The organism is Fluviicola sp., assembly GCF_029266855.1.
Lineage (GTDB): Bacteria > Bacteroidota > Bacteroidia > Flavobacteriales_D > Crocinitomicaceae > Fluviicola.
The window spans coordinates 634044-651952 of record NZ_JAQSWB010000002.1 but is presented as its reverse complement, the minus strand read 5'-3'; the positions used below and the strand labels follow the sequence as shown (position 1 = coordinate 651952).

Below are 17909 nucleotides of genomic sequence, written 5' to 3'. Positions count from 1 at the left end.
AACTTATTTTTTTCTCTTCGGTAACCAAATAAAACTACTCATAAATGCCGGCAAAGCGATATTTATAAGGTAAATAATAATACTCGATACGATAACATCCGGAACTGAAACAACTGTTCCTGCAAAAACAAACAAGGCAGCAGTTTCCCTGATCAAAACCTTTCCTGACCATAAAGAAGGAATGAAAGAAGTGAACAAGTAAATCAACCAAATCTGAGTGATCAGAAACCAGAAATCGGTATACCCGAAAGTCACAAACAAAAGTGCATATTGTAAACTGAACACTAAAAAACGGATGGAAGAAAAAGCCAGGAAAGGCCATTTCAGTTGCTGGTATCTTCCCCTGATACTTTGCAGTCTTCTCACAAAAGGAAGCCGGCTTCTCTTTTGAGGAAGCAGATAATCCCCGAAGAAGTAAAAAAGCAGAATTACTACGGCCCCAATACTTGTGGAAATCCACAAAGCATTCGTATTCCCGTACTTTAGAAGCACTGCAAACAATCCGAAAAGCAAGGTCGGTATTAGCTGGCTAAGATTGGCCAGTGAGGTTGTAAAAATGATGTATATCGTTTGGCGTCTCTGGAAGAAAATGAGTCTTCCCAGGAAATTTCCCCAGCCGTTGGGAGACATAAAGCCAGAGGCTACTCCCGCCCAAAATGCATTCTTTACCAATTTGGCATCCACATTCAGAGGAGCTGTAATGATCTTCCATTTCAGGAATTCCATCCACAAATTCGGAACAAGAAGCAGTAAAGCCAAAACGAGTGCCCACCAATGTTTGATCTCAAGACCTTTGGCGTGCTCCCAATCCACATTTCTGAGCTGAAAATACAAGGTCCAGATTACGGCTGTAAAAACCAATAATTTGAATAATGTAATCAAACCAGCCCGTTTTTTAGTAGCTTTATCCTTCTCTTTCATTTGCATGGCCGAAGATAAAATAATTTTAGGGATTGATCCCGGAACAACTGTATTAGGATACGGATTAATCCATATTCAGGGCACGAAAATTGAGATGCTCAACTTTGGAATAATCCAATTGAACAAACTCGACAATCAACCCGATAAGTTGAAACGAATTTTTGACCGGATAGACGGACTAATGGAAGAATACAAACCAGACGAAATGGCCATTGAAGCTCCTTTTTTCGGGAAGAATGTTCAATCCATGCTAAAATTGGGAAGAGCCCAGGGTGTTGCAATAGCAGCTTCCTTACGCAGAAACATTCCTTACGAAGAATATACTCCGAAACGGATCAAACAAGCCATTACCGGCAATGGAAATGCGTCCAAGGAGCAAGTGGCTATTATGCTGCAAACACTGCTTCGTTTTGATGAACTTCCCAAGTACCTGGATGCCACTGACGGATTAGCCGCTGCTGTTTGTCATCATTTCTCAAAAGGAATCGGTGAAAACAATAAGAGCAAGGGAAACAGCTGGACCAGTTTTTTAAGTAAAAATCCTGAACGAAAAATAAGATGAGACACCTTCTTTTAGCCTGCTTTTTAAGCTCATTCTCTTTTCTTCAAGCCCAGGAATTGAATTTCGACTGGTATGAGGGTTCCTGTCTTTTTAATGCGAAGATCGACAGCAGCAAGGCAAATTACCAGCAAGTGCAAAATGTACACTACACCTTAATCCAGGCATCTGATCTCAGTCAGCCCTTTTTAGCATACGCACCCAAAGACACTGCTTACCTGAAAGTGAAAAACATTCAATTCGAATGTGGTAATTTTCTGAAAGAGCTGGATCAGATGGAATACCCGAAAGGCGAATACTGGACTAATATCAAAAAAATGCGCCTGGCAAATCTTAAAGAGCAATGTTTACTGCGGGAAAAAGCTGTGATCGCATTAAATCAACCGAAAGTACTAAAGGGAACTCCTTATTGTAAGGACTGTTCACAATACGTCACTGCGCTGGACAAAGGTGGAAAAACATTATTGAACCTTTGGAAAGAAATGCACGACAAAGAAGTTGCTGAAGCTCTTGATCCAGAGCCGATCATCCGGTCATTTGAACAGCGCTGGAACAGTTCAGACCAGGAATTATGGGCCAGAATTGAAGTTTTAAGATATGGCTGGTGGAATTGTGTTCTTGAAAACCAAAAGCTTTGGTTCGATGAAAAACAATATCATACGGAATTTAAAAAGCTGATGAGTTCCATTAAATCGGACTGTCACTAAGGATTCTTCTGCAATTCAATGGATTCTTTCTGCAAATTTTCCATTACCTTATCCAGCATCAACTTGTACTCTTCGTGTTTGCTGGTATAATACACAAACGAATCCTCGTATTGTTTCTCGGAAATATGCTTTGTCTTCAAGTAATCCCTTCCAGAAGCACTCATTACTTTGTAGTAACGGTTAACGGTTGAATAAGTTGTTTGGATGTGTCCTTCCAAAACAAGCATATCCGTCATCAAAACGATCATTTGATCTTTAGGGATCAGGTCATCCGGCTTATCCAAACCATGCAGTTCACTATTGCAGGATTGCAGGATCACCAAAAGGAATATGCCCAGGAATTTTCTCATCGGTTAAACAGTAAACGTTCTCCGCTTTGAATACCGGTCAAACCATTGTCATAAACCAATTCACCATTTACAAAAGTCTTCTCAATACTTGAAGAGAAAGTTGTTCCTTCGAATGGAGACCATCCGCACTGGTAAAGCAGGGATTCTTTTGTTACCGTTGACTTTTTACTTAAATCAACCAACACAAGATCCGCAAAATAGCCTTCTCTCAGGAATCCGCGATCTTTTATCTGAAAACAGGTTGCAACCGCATGGGCCATTTTTTCCACAACTCTTACCAATGGAATCTTTCCGTTTGCGGAAGCATCCAGCATTGCTAGTAAGGCATGTTGAACAAGAGGTCCGCCGGAAGGAGCCTGCAGGTAAGGCTGCTGTTTTTCTTCGATCGTATGCGGTGCATGATCTGTCGCAACCACATCAATGCGGTTATCCAAAAGCGCTTTCCAGATCTGATCTCTGTCGGCAGCAGTTTTTACAGCAGGATTCCATTTGATCCATGCGCCTTTATCCTTATAATCTGTATCCGAGAACCACAAATGATGTACACATGCTTCGGCAGTAATCCGTTTTTGTTCCAAAGGAATATCATTCCGGAAAAGTTCCGTTTCGATTCCCGTAGAAATGTGTAAAATATGTAATCGGGTATTGTTCTTTTTAGCCAGTTCCACCGCTTTGGAAGACGAAAGATAACAGGCTTCTGCATTCCGGATCAAAGGATGAGCAGACATCGGGATATCTTCACCGAACTGTTCTTTGTATTCCTCCAGATTCTTTCTGATCGTTGCCTCGTCCTCACAATGCGTAGCGATCAACATTGGAACGTTTGCAAAGAGATGTTCCAGTGTATTCGTATTATCGACCAGCATATTCCCGGTGGATGAGCCCATGAATATTTTGACTCCGCAAACATTTTGGATATTTGTTTTCATCACCTCATCATAGTTGTCATTCGAAGCACCCATGAAAAAGGAATAATTTGCAGGAGAGACTTCAGAAGCCCGGTGGTATTTTGCTTCCAATAATTCCTGGGTCAGCGTATTCGGAACCGTATTCGGCATTTCCATGAACGAAGTGATTCCTCCTGCAACAGCAGCCCTTGATTCCGATTGAATAGTTGCTTTATGAGTTAAGCCCGGTTCCCTGAAATGGACCTGGTCGTCGATGCAGCCGGGAAGTAAGTGTAATCCGTCACAATTAATCTCGTTTACCGATCCGTCAACAGCAATTGAAGGAGCTATTTTCGAAATGCGTTTTCCATCGATCAAAACATCCGCAACAAATCCCTTCCCCTCATTTACCAGCGTTGCGCCTTTCAGTAAAACCTTTCCCATCACACTTTTAAATTTCTCATTTTCCAAACACCAAAGAAAGCCTCTTTGAAAATGCTCGAAGACATTTTTGATTCTCCGAACTGACGATCTATAAACGTGATCGGAACCTCTAATATTTTAAATCCTTTTTTCTTTGCGGCATATTTCATTTCGATCTGAAAGGCATATCCTTTGAAATGAATATTATCCAGATCGATCGCTCTTAGCACCTTACTGGAATAGCACATAAATCCGGCAGTAGTATCCGAAATACCAATAAACAGGATCATCCGGACATAAACGGAAGCAAAATAAGACATAAGAATTCGTCCCATGGGCCAATTCTGAACCTTCCCTCCTCTTGTATAACGAGATCCGATACTCACATCGGCACCCTTTTTAGTGCAGGCTTCCAATAATCTAGGTAAATCCAACGGATTGTGCGAGAAATCGCAGTCCATTTCAAAAATATAATCGTAATTCTGATTCAAAGACCATTTGAACCCATGGATATAAGCCGTTCCCAGGCCCAGCTTACCCTGTCTTTCTTCCAGGAAAATACGACCGGGAAACTGTGTGATCAACTCACGGATAATTGCCGCAGTTCCATCAGGAGAATTATCATCTACAAAAAGAATATCGATCGCAACAGGCAAAGCCATTACAGCCTGAGCCATCCGCTCAACATTCTCTTTTTCATTATACGTTGGAATAATTACAACAGCTCGCGTCACGTGGGTTTTAATTTCAGGTGATAAAAATAGTCAAATTCCGGTTCCTTTAGCGAATTTATGCAGTTTCTAACATATTTTAGAATCGCGAATTAGAAATTGTATCCCGGCAAACTTCAAGTTCCAATAGCATTGGAATCAAAAGATTTTGGATCTGCAAGTAAACAAGATTCGAAAATCAACCTGCACAGGTAGAGCACATCCTGTTTAATATTAATCAGGCTTGTTTAAAATATATACAAACGTCGCTATATCTATGCTTTATCTATGCTTGATCCATACTTGATTCATGCTTGATTTATGCATCATTTGTGAAGTGTCTTTAAATAAAGATGTCCGTTTCCTCCGGTATTTCGGTTTATAAACACTTTGGTGAAAGAGTCAGGCTAAATAAGCTTTACATTTCACATCATATTCCTTACATTTAAAGATGCGGTATTAATTGACTTTGAATAATAATTATCTTTGGTAGAGATGAGATGGACTTCACAAATAGCATTTTTAATACTTTTTCTTTGTCAAAACAATACCATATCCGGTCAGTCATTTCATAATATCACGTTCCTGGATCAATGGCACCAGGACAGTTTGATCTCCAATTCTTCTAAGGTTCGTTATTCCGATTGTTTTGGTTTTGTTCAGAATGGCAGTGAATATGCTGTAATCGGATCAACCGAAGGAACACATGTCTTCCTTGTTAACGACCAGGACAAACTAATTTCAAAAGGATTTATCAAGGGAAGGTATTCCAGCACTTTTGTCCAGCACCGGGAATATGCTGTTTTCAGAAATTACCTATACGCTGTTTGCGACGAAGGTGTGAGCAGCCTTCAAATTATCGATCTTCAGTATTTACCTGACTCCATTTATTTAATCAAGGAAGACACCCTGCAATTCGGGCGGGTTCACAATATTTTTATTGACACCGTCCAGGAAAAACTTTACTCGTGTATTCACAGGAGCACAGTTAACACCCAAGTAATTGACGCGCCCATGAAGATCTTTTCCCTGGCCGACCCATTGGAGTTACAAGAACTTTGGAGCGGACCCGGTGATGTAAATGAAGTACATGACATTTACGTTCGAAACGGGATTGCTATTCTAAACTGCGGTTACGACGGATTGCGGGTTTATGATTTCACTAACACAAGTACTCCGGATTACCTGGATTCCAAATCCATTTATACCGATCAGGGTTACAATCATCAGGGCTGGTTAACCCCGGATGGCACCCGGTATTTGTTCGCCGATGAAACCAATGGCAAGCGTGTTAAGAATTGCAACTTCAACGGTTCGGTAGTGACGATCACTAATTACTTCGGGACGAACTATGAAAACGGATCTGTTCCCCATAATATCAAAGCCACGAATGATTTTGCCTTTATCGCTTATTACAATGAAGGAATCCGAATCTTTGATTTGCGGTATACAGTTCCATTGGAAATTGCCCATTATGACACCTACCCGGACGAGAGCCCTTACAAAATGAATGGCAACTGGGGAATTTTCGCTGATCTTCCATCAGAAAGATTACTGGTTTCGGACCGACAATACGGTTTATTCCTGCTTCACTTTGACCGGGAAAAGATGCTGCGATCATTTCCACTTACCGATGAAATTGCACTTTTCCCCAATCCGGTGTCAAGCTCAGAAAAGATCTTCCTGTCAATTCCAATCGAAACGGTAAGAACCGAGTGGCAGGTTTTTGATCTCAACGGGAAACAAGTTTCCCAGGGCAATAGTGCACATTTCAGCTATACTGAAATTCCGGTCGGTTTTTCTGCAGGAACTTACCAGCTCAGGATTCATCTTTACGACGACAAAAACGAATCCAGGGAAATTATTCGAAAAATAGTAGTTATTTAACATGAACCAAAATCCAAAATTATGAAACTAAAACATGCAATTATTCCAGCATTATCAATAGCACTTTTTTTACTGAACTCTTGCGGAGGACCGAGTAAAAAGGACTATTCAAAGGAAGTAGACGAAGGCACTTTCAATGGCAATACATTTACAAGCCAGGCATTGGGCTGGACGATGGAATTCCCGGATAACTGGATCGTTACATCAAAGTCGAGCCTGGAATCCATGGACGAACGCAGTAAACAAGCTAGCGGTGATTCTTCAGATATGTCGGGCATTAAACGGACACTTGCCTTTCAAAAGAATTTCGAGAATAATTTTCAATCCAGCTGGGAAGAGTTTACAGGGGATAAAGCCGAATATAAGCGTCATATTTCGAACATCCATTCGATGATTTACAACAACTACTTAAGCCAACGGATTTCACTGGATTCGACTGCAGGCCAATTAACTGTCAGCGGAGTTACATTTGACAGCTATGAGATTTCACTGTATGACAAATACAATAAGAATTTCGCCAACCAGTTATTACTGACTTCGATTGTCAAGAATAAATTCATGACAGTGACGATTGCTTATAACAACGAGGCAGACAAGAAGAAAATATTGGGGTTGTTTAAGAAATCGACTTTTAAATAGAAAATAACTTTTTTCACCGCAAAGGTCATAGGACTCCGAAGTGTCGGACAGGTACAAAGAGAGCTACCCTTCTCGATTTCCTCATGACGGAGTCTGATACTCGTCAGTCCCGATAGCTATCGGGACGTCAGATTCTCAAGGGGAGAAACGGGGCAATCCTCTTTCAAAAACATTACTCCTCACCTAGAGCAGACAGAGCATCAAAGATCAAATCGTTTTCGAAGCCTTTTGACTGAACATACCGAAGCACTTTAGCTTTCTTTTTCCAGGGATCTTTCTCAGCAGAAAGGTCCTTTTGTTTTTTTTGGATTTCCTTCTTGAGGATCGAAAAATACTCATCCGGATCAATTGTCTTAAAAGCCAGCTGAATGATATTTTCAGGAATCTGTTTCAGTTTCAATCCCTGTTTGATCTTAATTCTCCCCCAATGCTTAATCCGGAGTTTACCCGACACATAGGATTCTGCAAAACGACCTTCATCCAGGAATTTATTCTCAATTAAATAAGCAAGCAACTGATCTGTTTGATCTGAACTAAGTCCAAAGGAAAATAGCTTATTTTTCACTTCGAAATGACTGCGATCCTGATAAGCACAGTATGATTCTATTTTAGTCTTCGCCTCTAAAAAAGATTTTTTTTCCGGGCTTTTCTTTGATGTTTCTTGATCCATCTCATTCATGTAGACATTAGTATTCCTCCCCCTTTCTCCCCCTCCAAAGGGGGAGACTTTAACGAAAAATTGCTCCCCATATCAGAGAGCAATTTCGTTATTATCTTTATCCAGGAAATTGTATTCCAGTAAGTGATATGCCGTTACACCGCGCACATCAATCCATTTTTTATATTTCAGGAACCAACGCCAACGCTTCGAGATCAATCCTTTTTTGAAATAAGCTTCCAGGTAAGGATGAACAAGCAGCGTAATTTTTTTCTCTTTTTTATCGGCCAGCAAGAAATTCAGATTCATCTCAATTTCTTCAGCAAAAAGAATGGATGCCTGTACTTCACCCGTACCATTACAAGTAGGACAAGTTTCAGAAGTATTGATATCCGTTTCAGGTCTTACCCTTTGGCGTGTGATCTCAACAACTCCAAACTTGGATGGAGGAAGAATATTATGTTTCGCTCTGTCAGAACGCATAAACTCCTTCAGTTTCTCATACAAGTCCTTATTGTTTTCCTTGTCGTGCATATCAATGAAATCGATACAAACGATCCCACCCATATCGCGCAATTGAAGTAAACGAGCAATTTCTTCTGCAGCTTCGATGTTTGTTGCCAGGGCATTGGACTCCTGTCCGTCTGCACCTTTGCGGTTTCCGCTGTTCACATCGACTACGTGCATAGCTTCCGTGTGTTCAATAATCAAGTAACCGCCGGAAGGCAATGGAACTTTTTTACCGAACATCGTTTTGATCTGTTTACTGATTCCGAAGCGCTCAAAAATATTGAGTTTTCCGTCGTACAATTTCAGGATCTTTTCACGACCGGGAGCAATTCCGCTGATGTATTCCTTCAATTCAGTCATCAGCCTTTCGTCGCTTACATGAATGTTTGAAAAATCAGCATTTAACAAATCACGGAGAATGGATGATGTTTTATCAATTTCACCCAACACACGACGAGGAGGAGTTGCCTGTCTCAGATTCGCATGCATCGTTTTCCACTTCTCCATCAAATTGCGCAGGTCCTGATCAATTGCTTCCACTTTTTTGTTTTCAGCAACTGTACGAATGATCACTCCAAAGTTTTTTGGTTTGATATCATCCATCAAGTGACGCAAGCGATCGCGTTCTTCCTGACTTTTAATTTTTTGGGAGATCGAAATTTTTTCCGAAAAGGGTACTAATACCAAATAGCGCCCGGCAAGTGTCAATTCTGCACTTAAACGAGGCCCTTTACTTGAAATTGGTTCTTTTGCAACCTGAACCAATATTGGTGATGTAGTTGATACAATTTCGGTAATTTTTCCGTCTTTTGGAATGTCCTTTTCCGACTTAAAATAAAGCAGATCAGCAACACTCTGCTTCCCTTGCAGGGTATCTTTGGTAAACTTGTTCAAAGATTGAAATTGCGGACCCAGATCAAGGTAATGCAAAAACGCATCTTTCTCGTATCCGACATCCACAAAAGCTGCATTAAGACTAGGAACTACTTTTCTGACTTTTCCCAGGTAAATATCACCTACGGCAAAATCAGTACTTCCGCCCTGTTCCTGATGCAACTCAATCAATTTCCCATCGCGCAAGAGAGCAAGCCAAACACCACCATCACGGGTGTCAACAACTAGTTCTAAACTCACGAACGTATAATTAGAAAGTAACTAAAATAGAAAAACTTAGTAAGCAAAATAACTTACTAAGCTCTTCCAACTATCTTAAGAAGATTCTTATTTCTTCTTTTTATGACGATTTTTTCTTAGTCTTTTCTTACGCTTGTGCGTCGCCATTTTATGTCTTTTTCTTTTCTTACCGCTTGGCATAGCAATATTATTTTTATGGTTATTAATTCAATTATTTCAATTTCAACAGCTTTTAAAAAAAGCACTCCTGCGTTAACAGGAGTGCAAAGATATTAAAATAAGTTTTCCCACAAACTAGTTGTAGTAAAAAAGATGGAATTATTTCACAATCACCTTATTCTTCACCTCTTCAACAAAAGTTTTAGCCGGTTTGAATGAAGGAATATTATGAGCTGGGATAATAATCGTTGTGTTTTTTGAAATATTGCGCCCTGTTTTCTCTGCTCTCTCTTTCACAATGAAGCTACCAAAACCTCTTAAATAAACGTTCTGACCTTTAGTCAAAGAAGTTTTAATAGAAGTCATAAATGCCTCTACAGCCTTCTGTGCTTCATTTCTTTCCAATCCTGTTTCCTCTGCAATCTCAGCAACGATATCTGCCTTTGTCATCTTATTATAAATTAAAGTTTTTTCAACAATGTGATTTCCAGGTGCAAAAGTAGTCAGCAAAAGCGTTTATTTTTGCTTTATTTTTAAAAATTATCAATTTTTTCCCTAAATGGCTGATTTTGTTCTACTAATAAGCGATTGGTACAGACTAAATGCTCGTGAGCTTCCTTGGAGGAGTACGAAAAACCCATATTTTGTCTGGTTATCTGAGGTCATTTTGCAACAAACGAGGGTTGACCAAGGTATGAACTACTACCTTAAATTCATCGAAAACTACCCTACTTTGATTCAACTTGCCAATGCAGATGAATCATCAATTTTAAAACTTTGGCAAGGATTGGGATATTATTCACGTGCAAGGAACCTGCATAAAACAGCTCAACAAGTCCGAGATGAATATGAAGGGGAGTTTCCAAAAACATATGCAGAAATAATTCAGTTAAAAGGAATCGGACCATATACAGCAGCAGCAATATCTTCTTTTGCATTTGATCTCCCACATGCAGTTGTTGACGGAAACGTGTACCGAATCCTCAGCAGGTATTACGGAATTGACGAACCCATTGACAGCGGCAAAGGAAAAAAAGTATTCCAGGAGCTGGCAGATTCGCTGATCCCGGAAGCAGAACCAGCCCTTTTCAACCAGGCAATCATGGAATTCGGAGCGATGCAATGCACTCCGAATAATCCCGATTGTGAAAGCTGTGTACTAAATCAAAGCTGCGTGAGTGCTTTCAAACCGGAACTAATAAAGAAACTCCCCGTGAAGAAGGGAAAAACAAAAGTCCGGAAACGTTATTTCCATTATTTACATATCGAAAAAGGAATCGAAATTGCATTAGACCAACGAAGAGGAAAAGATGTTTGGGAGAAACTGTATGAATTTCCGCTTATAGAAAGCGATGATGACACTATGCCCTCTCAATTCAAGGATTCTGCCTCCCTTTCATATCAAACCAAACATATTTTAAGCCATCAGCATATTTACGCCTATTTTTATACTACCGATGAATCCGAAATAGAAGGACTCGACCTTCGCTTTGTGGCTAAAAGCGAATTACAGGATTATCCTACGCACCGGCTGATGGAGAAGTACCTGGAGTCAAAATAATCCCGTCCCGAGAGCTATCAGGATGCGGATGCCGAATTGCGAGTTAAAAATCGAATTCATTCGTAATTCGTAAATCGAAATTCGTAATTTTATATTTGTATATATAGATTCAAGATTATGTCAGGAAGCGTAAACAAGGTTATTTTAATAGGGAACCTGGGAAAAGACCCGGAAGTGAGACGATTGGAAAACGGTACTGTAGTTGCAAGCTTCCCGATAGCAACATCTGAAACTTATACAGACAGAGCAACCGGAGAGCGTAAGGACAACACAGACTGGCACAACATTGTTGTCTGGAGAGGATTGGCCGAAGTTGTTGAGAAATACGTGCGCAAGGGGCAAAAAATATATGTTGAAGGCAAATTAAAAACCCGTTCGTGGACAGATCAGGCGGGCGCAACACGCTACACAACAGAAGTTGTTGCAGATGAACTGACTATTCTGACACCAAGAAACGAACAGGAAAAACCATCCGGTTCAAATACTCCTCCGTACCCGACAGAGGAACCACAAAACCCAAGCCCGATGAATTTGGACATTAGTCCCAATGACGATTTACCATTTTAACTATGGACAGCATACCCGGATTAGATTCAGATATTATTCCCGTCAGTATTCATGCGGGGTTTAATGTATCTGACCATGTCCTTTCACTGATCATTATTTTAATTTTAATTGCCTGTTCTGCGTTAATTTCCGCATCGGAAGTTGCTTTTTTCGCGTTAGGCCCGACAGAAAAGAAAAACCTGGAAGACGAACAATCCAGGAGCTCAAAAGCAATCCTAAAGCTTCTTTCAAAGCCGAAAGATCTGCTGGCAACGATTCTCATCACCAATAACTTTATCAATGTCTGCATCATTATTCTTGCGACTGAAGTTATAGACCAGTTTTTCCCGCAGTCGGACAAACCCAATACAATCCGTTTCCTGATAGAAGTTGTGGGAATCACCACATTTCTTTTGCTACTTGGAGAAGTTGCTCCCAAGCTTTATGCTTCCCGAAACACCCTATCCACGGCTCGATTCATGTCGAACCCGATCATTTTCATCAATATTCTCCCGCCATTTTCCTGGCTGCGCTGGTTGCTGGTAAACGGAACGAATATGATCAACAAACGCGCTAAGAAAAGAGGAATCAACTTATCGACCGACGACTTGGAGCACGCCCTGGCCCTTACCAAAGAAGATTCCGACAACGAAGACGAGCACCGGATCCTTGAGGGAATCATCAAATTTGGAAATACGGAAGTAAAACAAATCATGAAATCCCGCATGGATATTGTAACCATTTCGGACGAAGCGAGTTTTCAGGAAGTTTTAGAGGTGATACTGGATGCAGGATATTCAAGAATTCCGATTCATGAAACTACCTTAGATAACGTAATTGGAATTTTATATATCAAAGATCTGCTCCCTTTCATCAACAATGAAACATTTGACTGGAAAGCACTTTTGAGAAAACCATATTTCATACCTGAGAACAAAAAGATCGACGATTTGCTGAAGGAGTTCCAGGATATGAAAATGCACATGGCCATTGTTGTTGACGAATACGGCGGGGCAAACGGATTGGTGACACTGGAAGACGTACTAGAAGAAATAGTCGGTGATATAACGGATGAATTTGATGACGATGATCTTATCTATACAAAAATTGATGATTCCACTTACCTCTTCGAAGGCAGGACAGCATTGGTAGATTTCTACAAAGTTCTGGAGATTGACGGGAAAGATTTCGAACAAACAAAAGGAGAATCGGATACTATCGGCGGATTTATTATTGAACAAGCCGGCAGGATTCTGCGAAATAACGAATACATTCGCTGCGGAAACATCAAACTGCTCGTTGAAAGTTCCGATAAACGAAGAATAAAAATGATTAAAACAATTCAGGAAAATGATTAAAATTATCGGTTCAGCATTTTTACTTGCATTTCTAATCAGCAGCTGCGGAGGTGATGAATTATTAATTCCAAAGCCTCCCACATACCTGAGAACCAATTTCCCGGAACACGAGTACGTAAAACTCGACGATGCCAGCACCTATTCCTTCGAATTATCCAAAATTTATTTTGCGAAACCCCTGACTTATAAAGGAGAACTTACCAATCACAAGGAAGTCAACCTGGGTCCGCTGAACGGGATTTTATATTTGAATTATTATCCTGTTCCAAACAGAGATACGCTGGTTCGTTACATTAACTTATCCAATGACAAGGTAGACGAGCATCAAATCAAAGCAACCAAAATCAAGGATCAGAACTTTATTTTTCCTGACAGAAAAGTCTATGGAACGCTCTTTGAATTTGAAGGAAACGTAGCAACCAACTTTCAATTTTACTTGACAGATTCAAGTTCTCATTTTCTTAGAGGAGAAGTTCTGATGAATTGCAGACCGAATTACGATTCGCTTCGTCCGTCGCTCAACTATTTGAAAGCAGACATCATTCATTTGATCGAGACGCTTGAGTGGAAGAAATAATTTTTTTTCTGGTTTGAAAGATAGAATTGCTATTTGACATTACCGGAAAGGCTTAATCGGGATTATTTCGGATTCAAATTTTGTTAACCTTTTAGTTAAATGGTTAATGTGATGACGTTATATCCGAAAGTAATTTAGGGATCGTTTGAATCAAAAACTGTTAACCTTTTAGTTAATACGTTGACTGTTTATGCGCATCGTAAACCTTTTAGTTAACACGTTCACTGTTTACGCCCATCGTAAACCTTTTAGCTAATTGGTTAGTGTAATCACACTGCAACTCCGAAGTGATTTCGCCTTCATTCAGTCATTTCTAATTCTCTAACTTATTTATGCAGAATGCATAAGAATTCGTTATTTTTATAGCAAACTATATACTCTATGAAAACAACTCTCCTTTTATTTTCCTTCCTGATCTCGTATTGGGGATTCTCCCAGGAATATTCCAGGGCAAAAGTCATGGCAGACTCAAAAGGTCTTCAAACACTGGCTGAACTTGGAATCGGCATCGATCACGGTGTTGTAAAACGCGATCAGTTCTTTATTTCAGACTTCTCCAAAAATGAAATAAAGCAAATTCGCGATGCAGGATTTCAAGTAGAAATTCTGATTGCAGACGTGAAAGCTTATTACGTGAATCAAAACGTAAACCTGGACGCGAATTCTCCTGCGCCCGAAAAAAATGCAATTTGTTCTCCGACATCAGGTTCCGCAACCTTTACACCGGAAGTTCCTGCAAATTTCAACCTCGGCACTATGGGAGGATTTTATACCTACCAGGAATTTATTGCAGAAATTGATGCAATGGCAACACAGTATCCGAACCTGATTTCGGTGAAGGACACCATTAGTAACTTTTTAAGTATCCAGAACAGGCCTATTTACTGGCTTCGCTTAAGTGACAATCCGAATTCAGACGAGACAGAACCGGAAGTTCTTTATACAGCTATTCATCATGCCCGGGAACCAAATTCACTATCCGAAGTCATTTTTTACATGTGGTATTTACTGGAAAACTATACTACAAGTGATGAGATCAAATACCTGGTAGATAACACTGAAATGTATTTTGTTCCCATGATCAATCCCGACGGATATGTCTATAACCAAACAACAGATCCCAATGGTGGCGGTATGTGGCGAAAGAACCGCAGACTCAACAGCGGCGGAAGCTATGGTGTGGATTTAAACCGGAACTACTCATACGGTTGGGGAACAACCGGAACAACAACTACACAGAGCAATGACACCTATTGCGGAACAGCACCATTTTCAGAACCTGAAACCCAGGCAATCAAATGGTTTTGTGAAAACAGAAATTTTCAATACGCTTTCAATGCGCATACCTACGCGAGTGATATTTTATTTCCAATAGGAACCACAACCAATGAGTTTGCTGAAGATCACAACTACTTCGATGCATTTACACACCACATGGTTCAATACAACGGTTATGAGAACAAAAAATCTTCGGCTCTGTATCCTGCTTCAGGAGATTCCGATGATTATATGTACAAAGAAGACACGGTTATTAAACCCAAGATCTTCGCAATGACACCGGAGGTAAGTAATACAAGCGGTGGATTTTGGCCTGCGATCAATGAGATTACGGGAATTTGCCAGGAGATGGTTTTTCCGAATCTGATCTTATCTCATTTGACACACCGTTATTTGGAAGTAAAAGATTTAGACCCGGGAATGATCGCTGCCACAACCGGAAACTTCAACCACAGTGCTTACCGTCTGGGACTTGAGAACGGACCTGTCAGCGTGAGCATTACTCCTATTTCGGGAATTCAGTCTGTGGGAGCACCGAGCACTCACAACCTTGCGATTATGGACCTTGAGAATAGCGGGATCTCTTATGTTTTGAATCCAACAATTCAATTTGGAGATGAAATCAAATATGTACTGAATACCGAATATATTGGCTGGACAAAACACGATACGATTGTGAAAACTTTCGGAAGTGTGACTTCACAGTTTATTGACGAAGCAAACAGTGCGGTGAACTGGACAGGAAGCTGGACAACAACCAATTCAACCTACGTTTCTCCGAGCAATTCATTCACAGATTCCCCGGGAGGCGATTATGCCAACAATGTGACCAGAACTTATCAATTCAACAATACCATTGATTTGACGCACGTTACGGAAGCAATGATCAAGTTTTATGCAAAGTGGGAAATCGAAGCCGATTACGATTATTGCCAATTCCAGGTTTCTACTGACAACGGCACAAGCTGGATCGGTCAGTGTGGAAATTATACGGTTGCCGGGACAAGTGCGAATGGTTCGGTGCAACCGGATAACGAGCCGGTATACGAAGGAACAGAATCAAACTGGGTATTGGAAGAGATTAATCTGAGCGATTATATCGGAGACAGTATCAAAGTGCGTTTCATTTTAAAATCCGATGGCGGAACAAGAGGTGACGGATTTTACTTTGATGATTTTGAAGTGCTTTACAATATTGATTACACGGGTCTTGCAGAAAATGAAAAACCTTTATTTCACCTGGTTCCAAATCCTGCAAGTTCTTATGTAAATATTGTTTTTGACGAGACTATTCAAAACGGAAGCATTGAGATCGTAAACATGAACGGGGAAACAGTGAGCCAACAATCATTAGAAGGTGCAGGCTCAAAAGTTGAGTTAAGAACAGACAAACTTTCGGTTGGTGTTTACTATGTCCGTTACAATGGTTCGACTGAACAAAAATCTCCCGTGAAACTGGTGGTTATTCATTAATTACGAATTACGAATTACGAATTACGAATTACGAATTACGAATTACGAATTACTTAATAAAAAAAGAGGTTTTTCATTCCGAAAAACCTCTTTCTCACAATTTATGCGATGAATGATTTTTATTGATCAATCCACTTATCATCTTTCATTTCGCCAAGAATCACAACGTCTTTTGTACGTGAATAATCTTCAGCTGCAAGAAGCATTTGCTCTCTAGTATCTCTTCTGATTCGTATACCCTGTGATCCTGAATTTCTTACTTCAATGTAAAAACCATCTCGCAATCTTGCTGGTTTTGTTGGAGGTCTACCCATTTGTTTGTGTTTTTCTACGCCTAATATAGTAATACATTAAACGCTTCGATTAAAATTATATTTTTTTAGGAATCCAATAAATCAGATTCCACTTGTTGTTTGTATAGAACCCCTTGTCTTTTAAACCTGTTCGACTGAATTATCCCAACAATGGAAAAAGCTACAACCATGGGCGTAAAAAAGAAGAAACCTATACCTACTTCGTCAAAACTTAAGCTCGACGGAGAGCTCCACATGACCAGATCCCACAGCAAAAACAATGCCGATACGGATAAGCCAATAATTGACAAAACCTTATTTGTAACCCGTTTAATTTTAATTAATCCGAGTAAAAATGTCGTAATAAAAAAAGAAAAGAATAACAGACTAATCAATGCAGCTTCTTCGGTCTTTTCCGCACCGGAATCCAAGTAGTTATAGCTATCCAAAAAAGAGGAATACCTCGAGTAGCTAACCAATTCAATGTAATAAATGATTATAAACCCGAATAGTACGCTAAGAACCAAACTTGAAATGTAAAAAGCTTTATTCATCCTCAAATTTGGCGCGAATATATGACTTTATTTTGGAATTCCTAAAAAATAGACTGATTATCACTAAAATAGAGCTTCTCAGTTTTCTTTGATCTGGTAGAAAGTCCCGTTTTCATTCATCATCATAGAAACCAGATTCCAGCAAATAAACAGAACGAGCAAACGATCAATATGTGATTTCTGCAGATTTGACACGCGATAAATTTTACTTAGAGTAATTCCGGGATTAGTTGCGATAATGGCTAATAACCTGGTTTCATCTTCTCCTATTTTCTCGGGTTTCTTTTGATCAAACCGTTCGTGTTTCCAAACGTTAAGCAATATTTTATTGGCAAGTAAAGTGTGATCCTTCCTTCTCACATAAGCCTTCCATTTCCCCTCCTCATCCAAAGCTAAAACGGGCTTATTCGGAGATTTTTCAATAGAAATTTCAAGAACCAATTTCATGTCTTCCTGCCAGACACGCGATTGAAATTCCAGCTTGGGTTTCGAATACATATCCACTGCTGCTTCAATCATATGAATTTCTTCCGTAGGATCAACGCCTGCAATTTTCCCATTGTCCTTTACACCGATCAGGAGTCTTCCGCCATCCGTATTTGCAAAGGCAACCAGTGTTCTTGCAATCTTTTTGGAGTCATCAATACGAAATTTGAAATCCTGCTGCTGATGCTCTCCTTCCCTGATCAATTGTTTTACCGACTGCATGGAACAAATTTACTAAG

Annotated in this window: 19 protein-coding genes; 10 read left to right on the top strand and 9 right to left on the bottom strand. The window is 40.0% G+C overall.

Translation table 11 applies throughout. The features are described from left to right. Nucleotides 1–3: 3 nt before the first annotated feature. On the bottom strand, nucleotides 4–927 hold the full coding sequence (locus tag K0S23_RS08255) for a hypothetical protein (RefSeq protein WP_300356063.1): 924 nt from the start codon (nucleotides 925–927) through the stop codon (nucleotides 4–6). On the opposite strand from K0S23_RS08255, the gene ruvC reads away from it, so the two are divergent. Beyond that, nucleotides 926–1483, top strand: a complete 558-nt coding sequence (gene ruvC / locus K0S23_RS08250) for a crossover junction endodeoxyribonuclease RuvC (protein ID WP_300356061.1) — start codon at nucleotides 926–928, stop codon at nucleotides 1481–1483. The two genes, K0S23_RS08255 and ruvC, sit on opposite strands and share 2 nt — an antisense overlap. Then, nucleotides 1480–2187, top strand: a complete 708-nt coding sequence (locus tag K0S23_RS08245) for a hypothetical protein (protein ID WP_300356059.1) — start codon at nucleotides 1480–1482, stop codon at nucleotides 2185–2187. The genes ruvC and K0S23_RS08245 overlap by 4 nt, the downstream gene beginning before the upstream one ends. Here the strand turns inward: K0S23_RS08245 and K0S23_RS08240 are convergent. Genes K0S23_RS08240 through K0S23_RS08230 form a run of 3 tightly spaced genes read right to left on the bottom strand, consistent with a single transcriptional unit; the run spans nucleotide 2184 to nucleotide 4581 of the window. Then, the gene (locus tag K0S23_RS08240; RefSeq protein ID WP_300356057.1) at nucleotides 2184–2537 is read right to left on the bottom strand and encodes a DUF4296 domain-containing protein; all 354 of its coding nucleotides are present in this window, start codon (nucleotides 2535–2537) and stop codon (nucleotides 2184–2186) included. The genes K0S23_RS08245 and K0S23_RS08240 overlap by 4 nt on opposite strands. Continuing rightward, a complete protein-coding gene (locus K0S23_RS08235; protein WP_300356055.1) occupies nucleotides 2534–3868 on the bottom strand; it encodes a dihydroorotase in 1335 nt (444 codons plus the stop codon). Before K0S23_RS08235 ends, K0S23_RS08240 begins: the two co-directional genes overlap by 4 nt. Further along, nucleotides 3868–4581: a polyprenol monophosphomannose synthase gene (locus tag K0S23_RS08230; protein ID WP_300356053.1), complete on the bottom strand. Its 714-nt coding sequence runs from the start codon at nucleotides 4579–4581 to the stop codon at nucleotides 3868–3870. The genes K0S23_RS08235 and K0S23_RS08230 overlap by 1 nt, the downstream gene beginning before the upstream one ends. 471 nt (nucleotides 4582–5052) lie before the next feature. Here K0S23_RS08230 and K0S23_RS08225 point away from each other — a divergent pair, with 471 nt between their 5' ends. Beyond that, nucleotides 5053–6444 (top strand): choice-of-anchor B family protein, encoded by a 1392-nt coding sequence (locus K0S23_RS08225; protein WP_300356051.1) that lies wholly within the window; start codon nucleotides 5053–5055, stop codon nucleotides 6442–6444. Between the two features lie 21 nt (nucleotides 6445–6465). Continuing rightward, complete coding sequence (locus K0S23_RS08220) at nucleotides 6466–7083, top strand: hypothetical protein (RefSeq protein ID WP_300356049.1); 618 nt, start codon at nucleotides 6466–6468, stop codon at nucleotides 7081–7083. Between the two features lie 172 nt (nucleotides 7084–7255). On the opposite strand, the gene K0S23_RS08215 is transcribed toward K0S23_RS08220, so the two are convergent. From K0S23_RS08215 to K0S23_RS08205, 3 genes are all read right to left on the bottom strand, one after another. Then, nucleotides 7256–7753, bottom strand: coding sequence for a regulatory protein RecX (locus tag K0S23_RS08215; protein WP_300356047.1), 498 nt, complete (start codon nucleotides 7751–7753; stop codon nucleotides 7256–7258). Nucleotides 7754–7834: 81 nt separating this feature from the next. Beyond that, the gene (locus K0S23_RS08210) at nucleotides 7835–9385 is read right to left on the bottom strand and encodes an Rne/Rng family ribonuclease (protein WP_300356045.1); all 1551 of its coding nucleotides are present in this window, start codon (nucleotides 9383–9385) and stop codon (nucleotides 7835–7837) included. A 318-nt stretch (nucleotides 9386–9703) separates the two neighbouring features. Then, complete coding sequence (locus tag K0S23_RS08205; protein WP_124745023.1) at nucleotides 9704–9994, bottom strand: HU family DNA-binding protein; 291 nt, start codon at nucleotides 9992–9994, stop codon at nucleotides 9704–9706. A 109-nt stretch (nucleotides 9995–10103) separates the two neighbouring features. On the opposite strand from K0S23_RS08205, the gene mutY reads away from it, so the two are divergent. The 5 genes from mutY (at nucleotide 10104) to K0S23_RS08180 (ending at nucleotide 16337) form a co-directional block, all read left to right on the top strand. After that, the gene (mutY, locus tag K0S23_RS08200) at nucleotides 10104–11105 is read left to right on the top strand and encodes an A/G-specific adenine glycosylase (RefSeq protein ID WP_300356043.1); all 1002 of its coding nucleotides are present in this window, start codon (nucleotides 10104–10106) and stop codon (nucleotides 11103–11105) included. A gap of 117 nt (nucleotides 11106–11222) precedes the next feature. Further along, nucleotides 11223–11672 (top strand): single-stranded DNA-binding protein, encoded by a 450-nt coding sequence (locus K0S23_RS08195; protein ID WP_300356041.1) that lies wholly within the window; start codon nucleotides 11223–11225, stop codon nucleotides 11670–11672. Between the two features lie 2 nt (nucleotides 11673–11674). Then, nucleotides 11675–13009 carry a gliding motility-associated protein GldE gene (gene gldE / locus K0S23_RS08190; protein ID WP_300356039.1) on the top strand — a complete coding sequence of 445 codons (1335 nt, stop codon included), beginning with the start codon at nucleotides 11675–11677 and terminating at the stop codon, nucleotides 13007–13009. Continuing rightward, the gene (locus K0S23_RS08185; RefSeq protein ID WP_300356037.1) at nucleotides 13002–13586 is read left to right on the top strand and encodes a hypothetical protein; all 585 of its coding nucleotides are present in this window, start codon (nucleotides 13002–13004) and stop codon (nucleotides 13584–13586) included. The genes gldE and K0S23_RS08185 overlap by 8 nt, the downstream gene beginning before the upstream one ends. 381 nt (nucleotides 13587–13967) lie before the next feature. Then, nucleotides 13968–16337 (top strand): M14 family zinc carboxypeptidase, encoded by a 2370-nt coding sequence (locus K0S23_RS08180; RefSeq protein WP_300356035.1) that lies wholly within the window; start codon nucleotides 13968–13970, stop codon nucleotides 16335–16337. Between the two features lie 119 nt (nucleotides 16338–16456). Here K0S23_RS08180 and K0S23_RS08175 read toward each other — a convergent pair whose 3' ends face one another. After that, entirely contained in the window at nucleotides 16457–16651 is a 195-nt protein-coding gene (locus tag K0S23_RS08175) for a hypothetical protein (RefSeq protein ID WP_124745017.1), read from the bottom strand. Between the two features lie 150 nt (nucleotides 16652–16801). On the opposite strand from K0S23_RS08175, the gene K0S23_RS08170 reads away from it, so the two are divergent. After that, nucleotides 16802–17065 (top strand): hypothetical protein, encoded by a 264-nt coding sequence (locus tag K0S23_RS08170; RefSeq protein ID WP_300356033.1) that lies wholly within the window; start codon nucleotides 16802–16804, stop codon nucleotides 17063–17065. 197 nt (nucleotides 17066–17262) lie between these two features. Here the strand turns inward: K0S23_RS08170 and K0S23_RS08165 are convergent, their stop codons facing one another. Continuing rightward, the gene (locus K0S23_RS08165; protein WP_300356031.1) at nucleotides 17263–17892 is read right to left on the bottom strand and encodes an RNA-binding domain-containing protein; all 630 of its coding nucleotides are present in this window, start codon (nucleotides 17890–17892) and stop codon (nucleotides 17263–17265) included. Between the last annotated feature and the right edge of the window lie 17 nt (nucleotides 17893–17909).

Bases quoted from the DNA above. Each gene is read 5' to 3' on its own strand.
- K0S23_RS08205 (WP_124745023.1), bottom strand. From the start codon at position 9,994: ATGACAAAGGCAGATATCGTTGCTGAGATTGCAGAGGAAACAGGATTG.
- K0S23_RS08245 (WP_300356059.1), top strand. From the start codon at position 1,480: ATGAGACACCTTCTTTTAGCCTGCTTTTTAAGCTCATTCTCTTTTCTT.
- K0S23_RS08215 (WP_300356047.1), bottom strand. From the start codon at position 7,753: ATGGATCAAGAAACATCAAAGAAAAGCCCGGAAAAAAAATCTTTTTTA.
- K0S23_RS08170 (WP_300356033.1), top strand. From the start codon at position 16,802: ATGGAAAAAGCTACAACCATGGGCGTAAAAAAGAAGAAACCTATACCT.
- K0S23_RS08195 (WP_300356041.1), top strand. From the start codon at position 11,223: ATGTCAGGAAGCGTAAACAAGGTTATTTTAATAGGGAACCTGGGAAAA.
- K0S23_RS08220 (WP_300356049.1), top strand. From the start codon at position 6,466: ATGAAACTAAAACATGCAATTATTCCAGCATTATCAATAGCACTTTTT.
- ruvC (WP_300356061.1), top strand. From the start codon at position 926: ATGGCCGAAGATAAAATAATTTTAGGGATTGATCCCGGAACAACTGTA.
- K0S23_RS08165 (WP_300356031.1), bottom strand. From the start codon at position 17,892: ATGCAGTCGGTAAAACAATTGATCAGGGAAGGAGAGCATCAGCAGCAG.
- K0S23_RS08240 (WP_300356057.1), bottom strand. From the start codon at position 2,537: ATGAGAAAATTCCTGGGCATATTCCTTTTGGTGATCCTGCAATCCTGC.
- K0S23_RS08235 (WP_300356055.1), bottom strand. From the start codon at position 3,868: ATGGGAAAGGTTTTACTGAAAGGCGCAACGCTGGTAAATGAGGGGAAG.
- K0S23_RS08175 (WP_124745017.1), bottom strand. From the start codon at position 16,651: ATGGGTAGACCTCCAACAAAACCAGCAAGATTGCGAGATGGTTTTTAC.
- K0S23_RS08180 (WP_300356035.1), top strand. From the start codon at position 13,968: ATGAAAACAACTCTCCTTTTATTTTCCTTCCTGATCTCGTATTGGGGA.
- gldE (WP_300356039.1), top strand. From the start codon at position 11,675: ATGGACAGCATACCCGGATTAGATTCAGATATTATTCCCGTCAGTATT.
- K0S23_RS08185 (WP_300356037.1), top strand. From the start codon at position 13,002: ATGATTAAAATTATCGGTTCAGCATTTTTACTTGCATTTCTAATCAGC.
- mutY (WP_300356043.1), top strand. From the start codon at position 10,104: ATGGCTGATTTTGTTCTACTAATAAGCGATTGGTACAGACTAAATGCT.
- K0S23_RS08225 (WP_300356051.1), top strand. From the start codon at position 5,053: ATGAGATGGACTTCACAAATAGCATTTTTAATACTTTTTCTTTGTCAA.
- K0S23_RS08255 (WP_300356063.1), bottom strand. From the start codon at position 927: ATGCAAATGAAAGAGAAGGATAAAGCTACTAAAAAACGGGCTGGTTTG.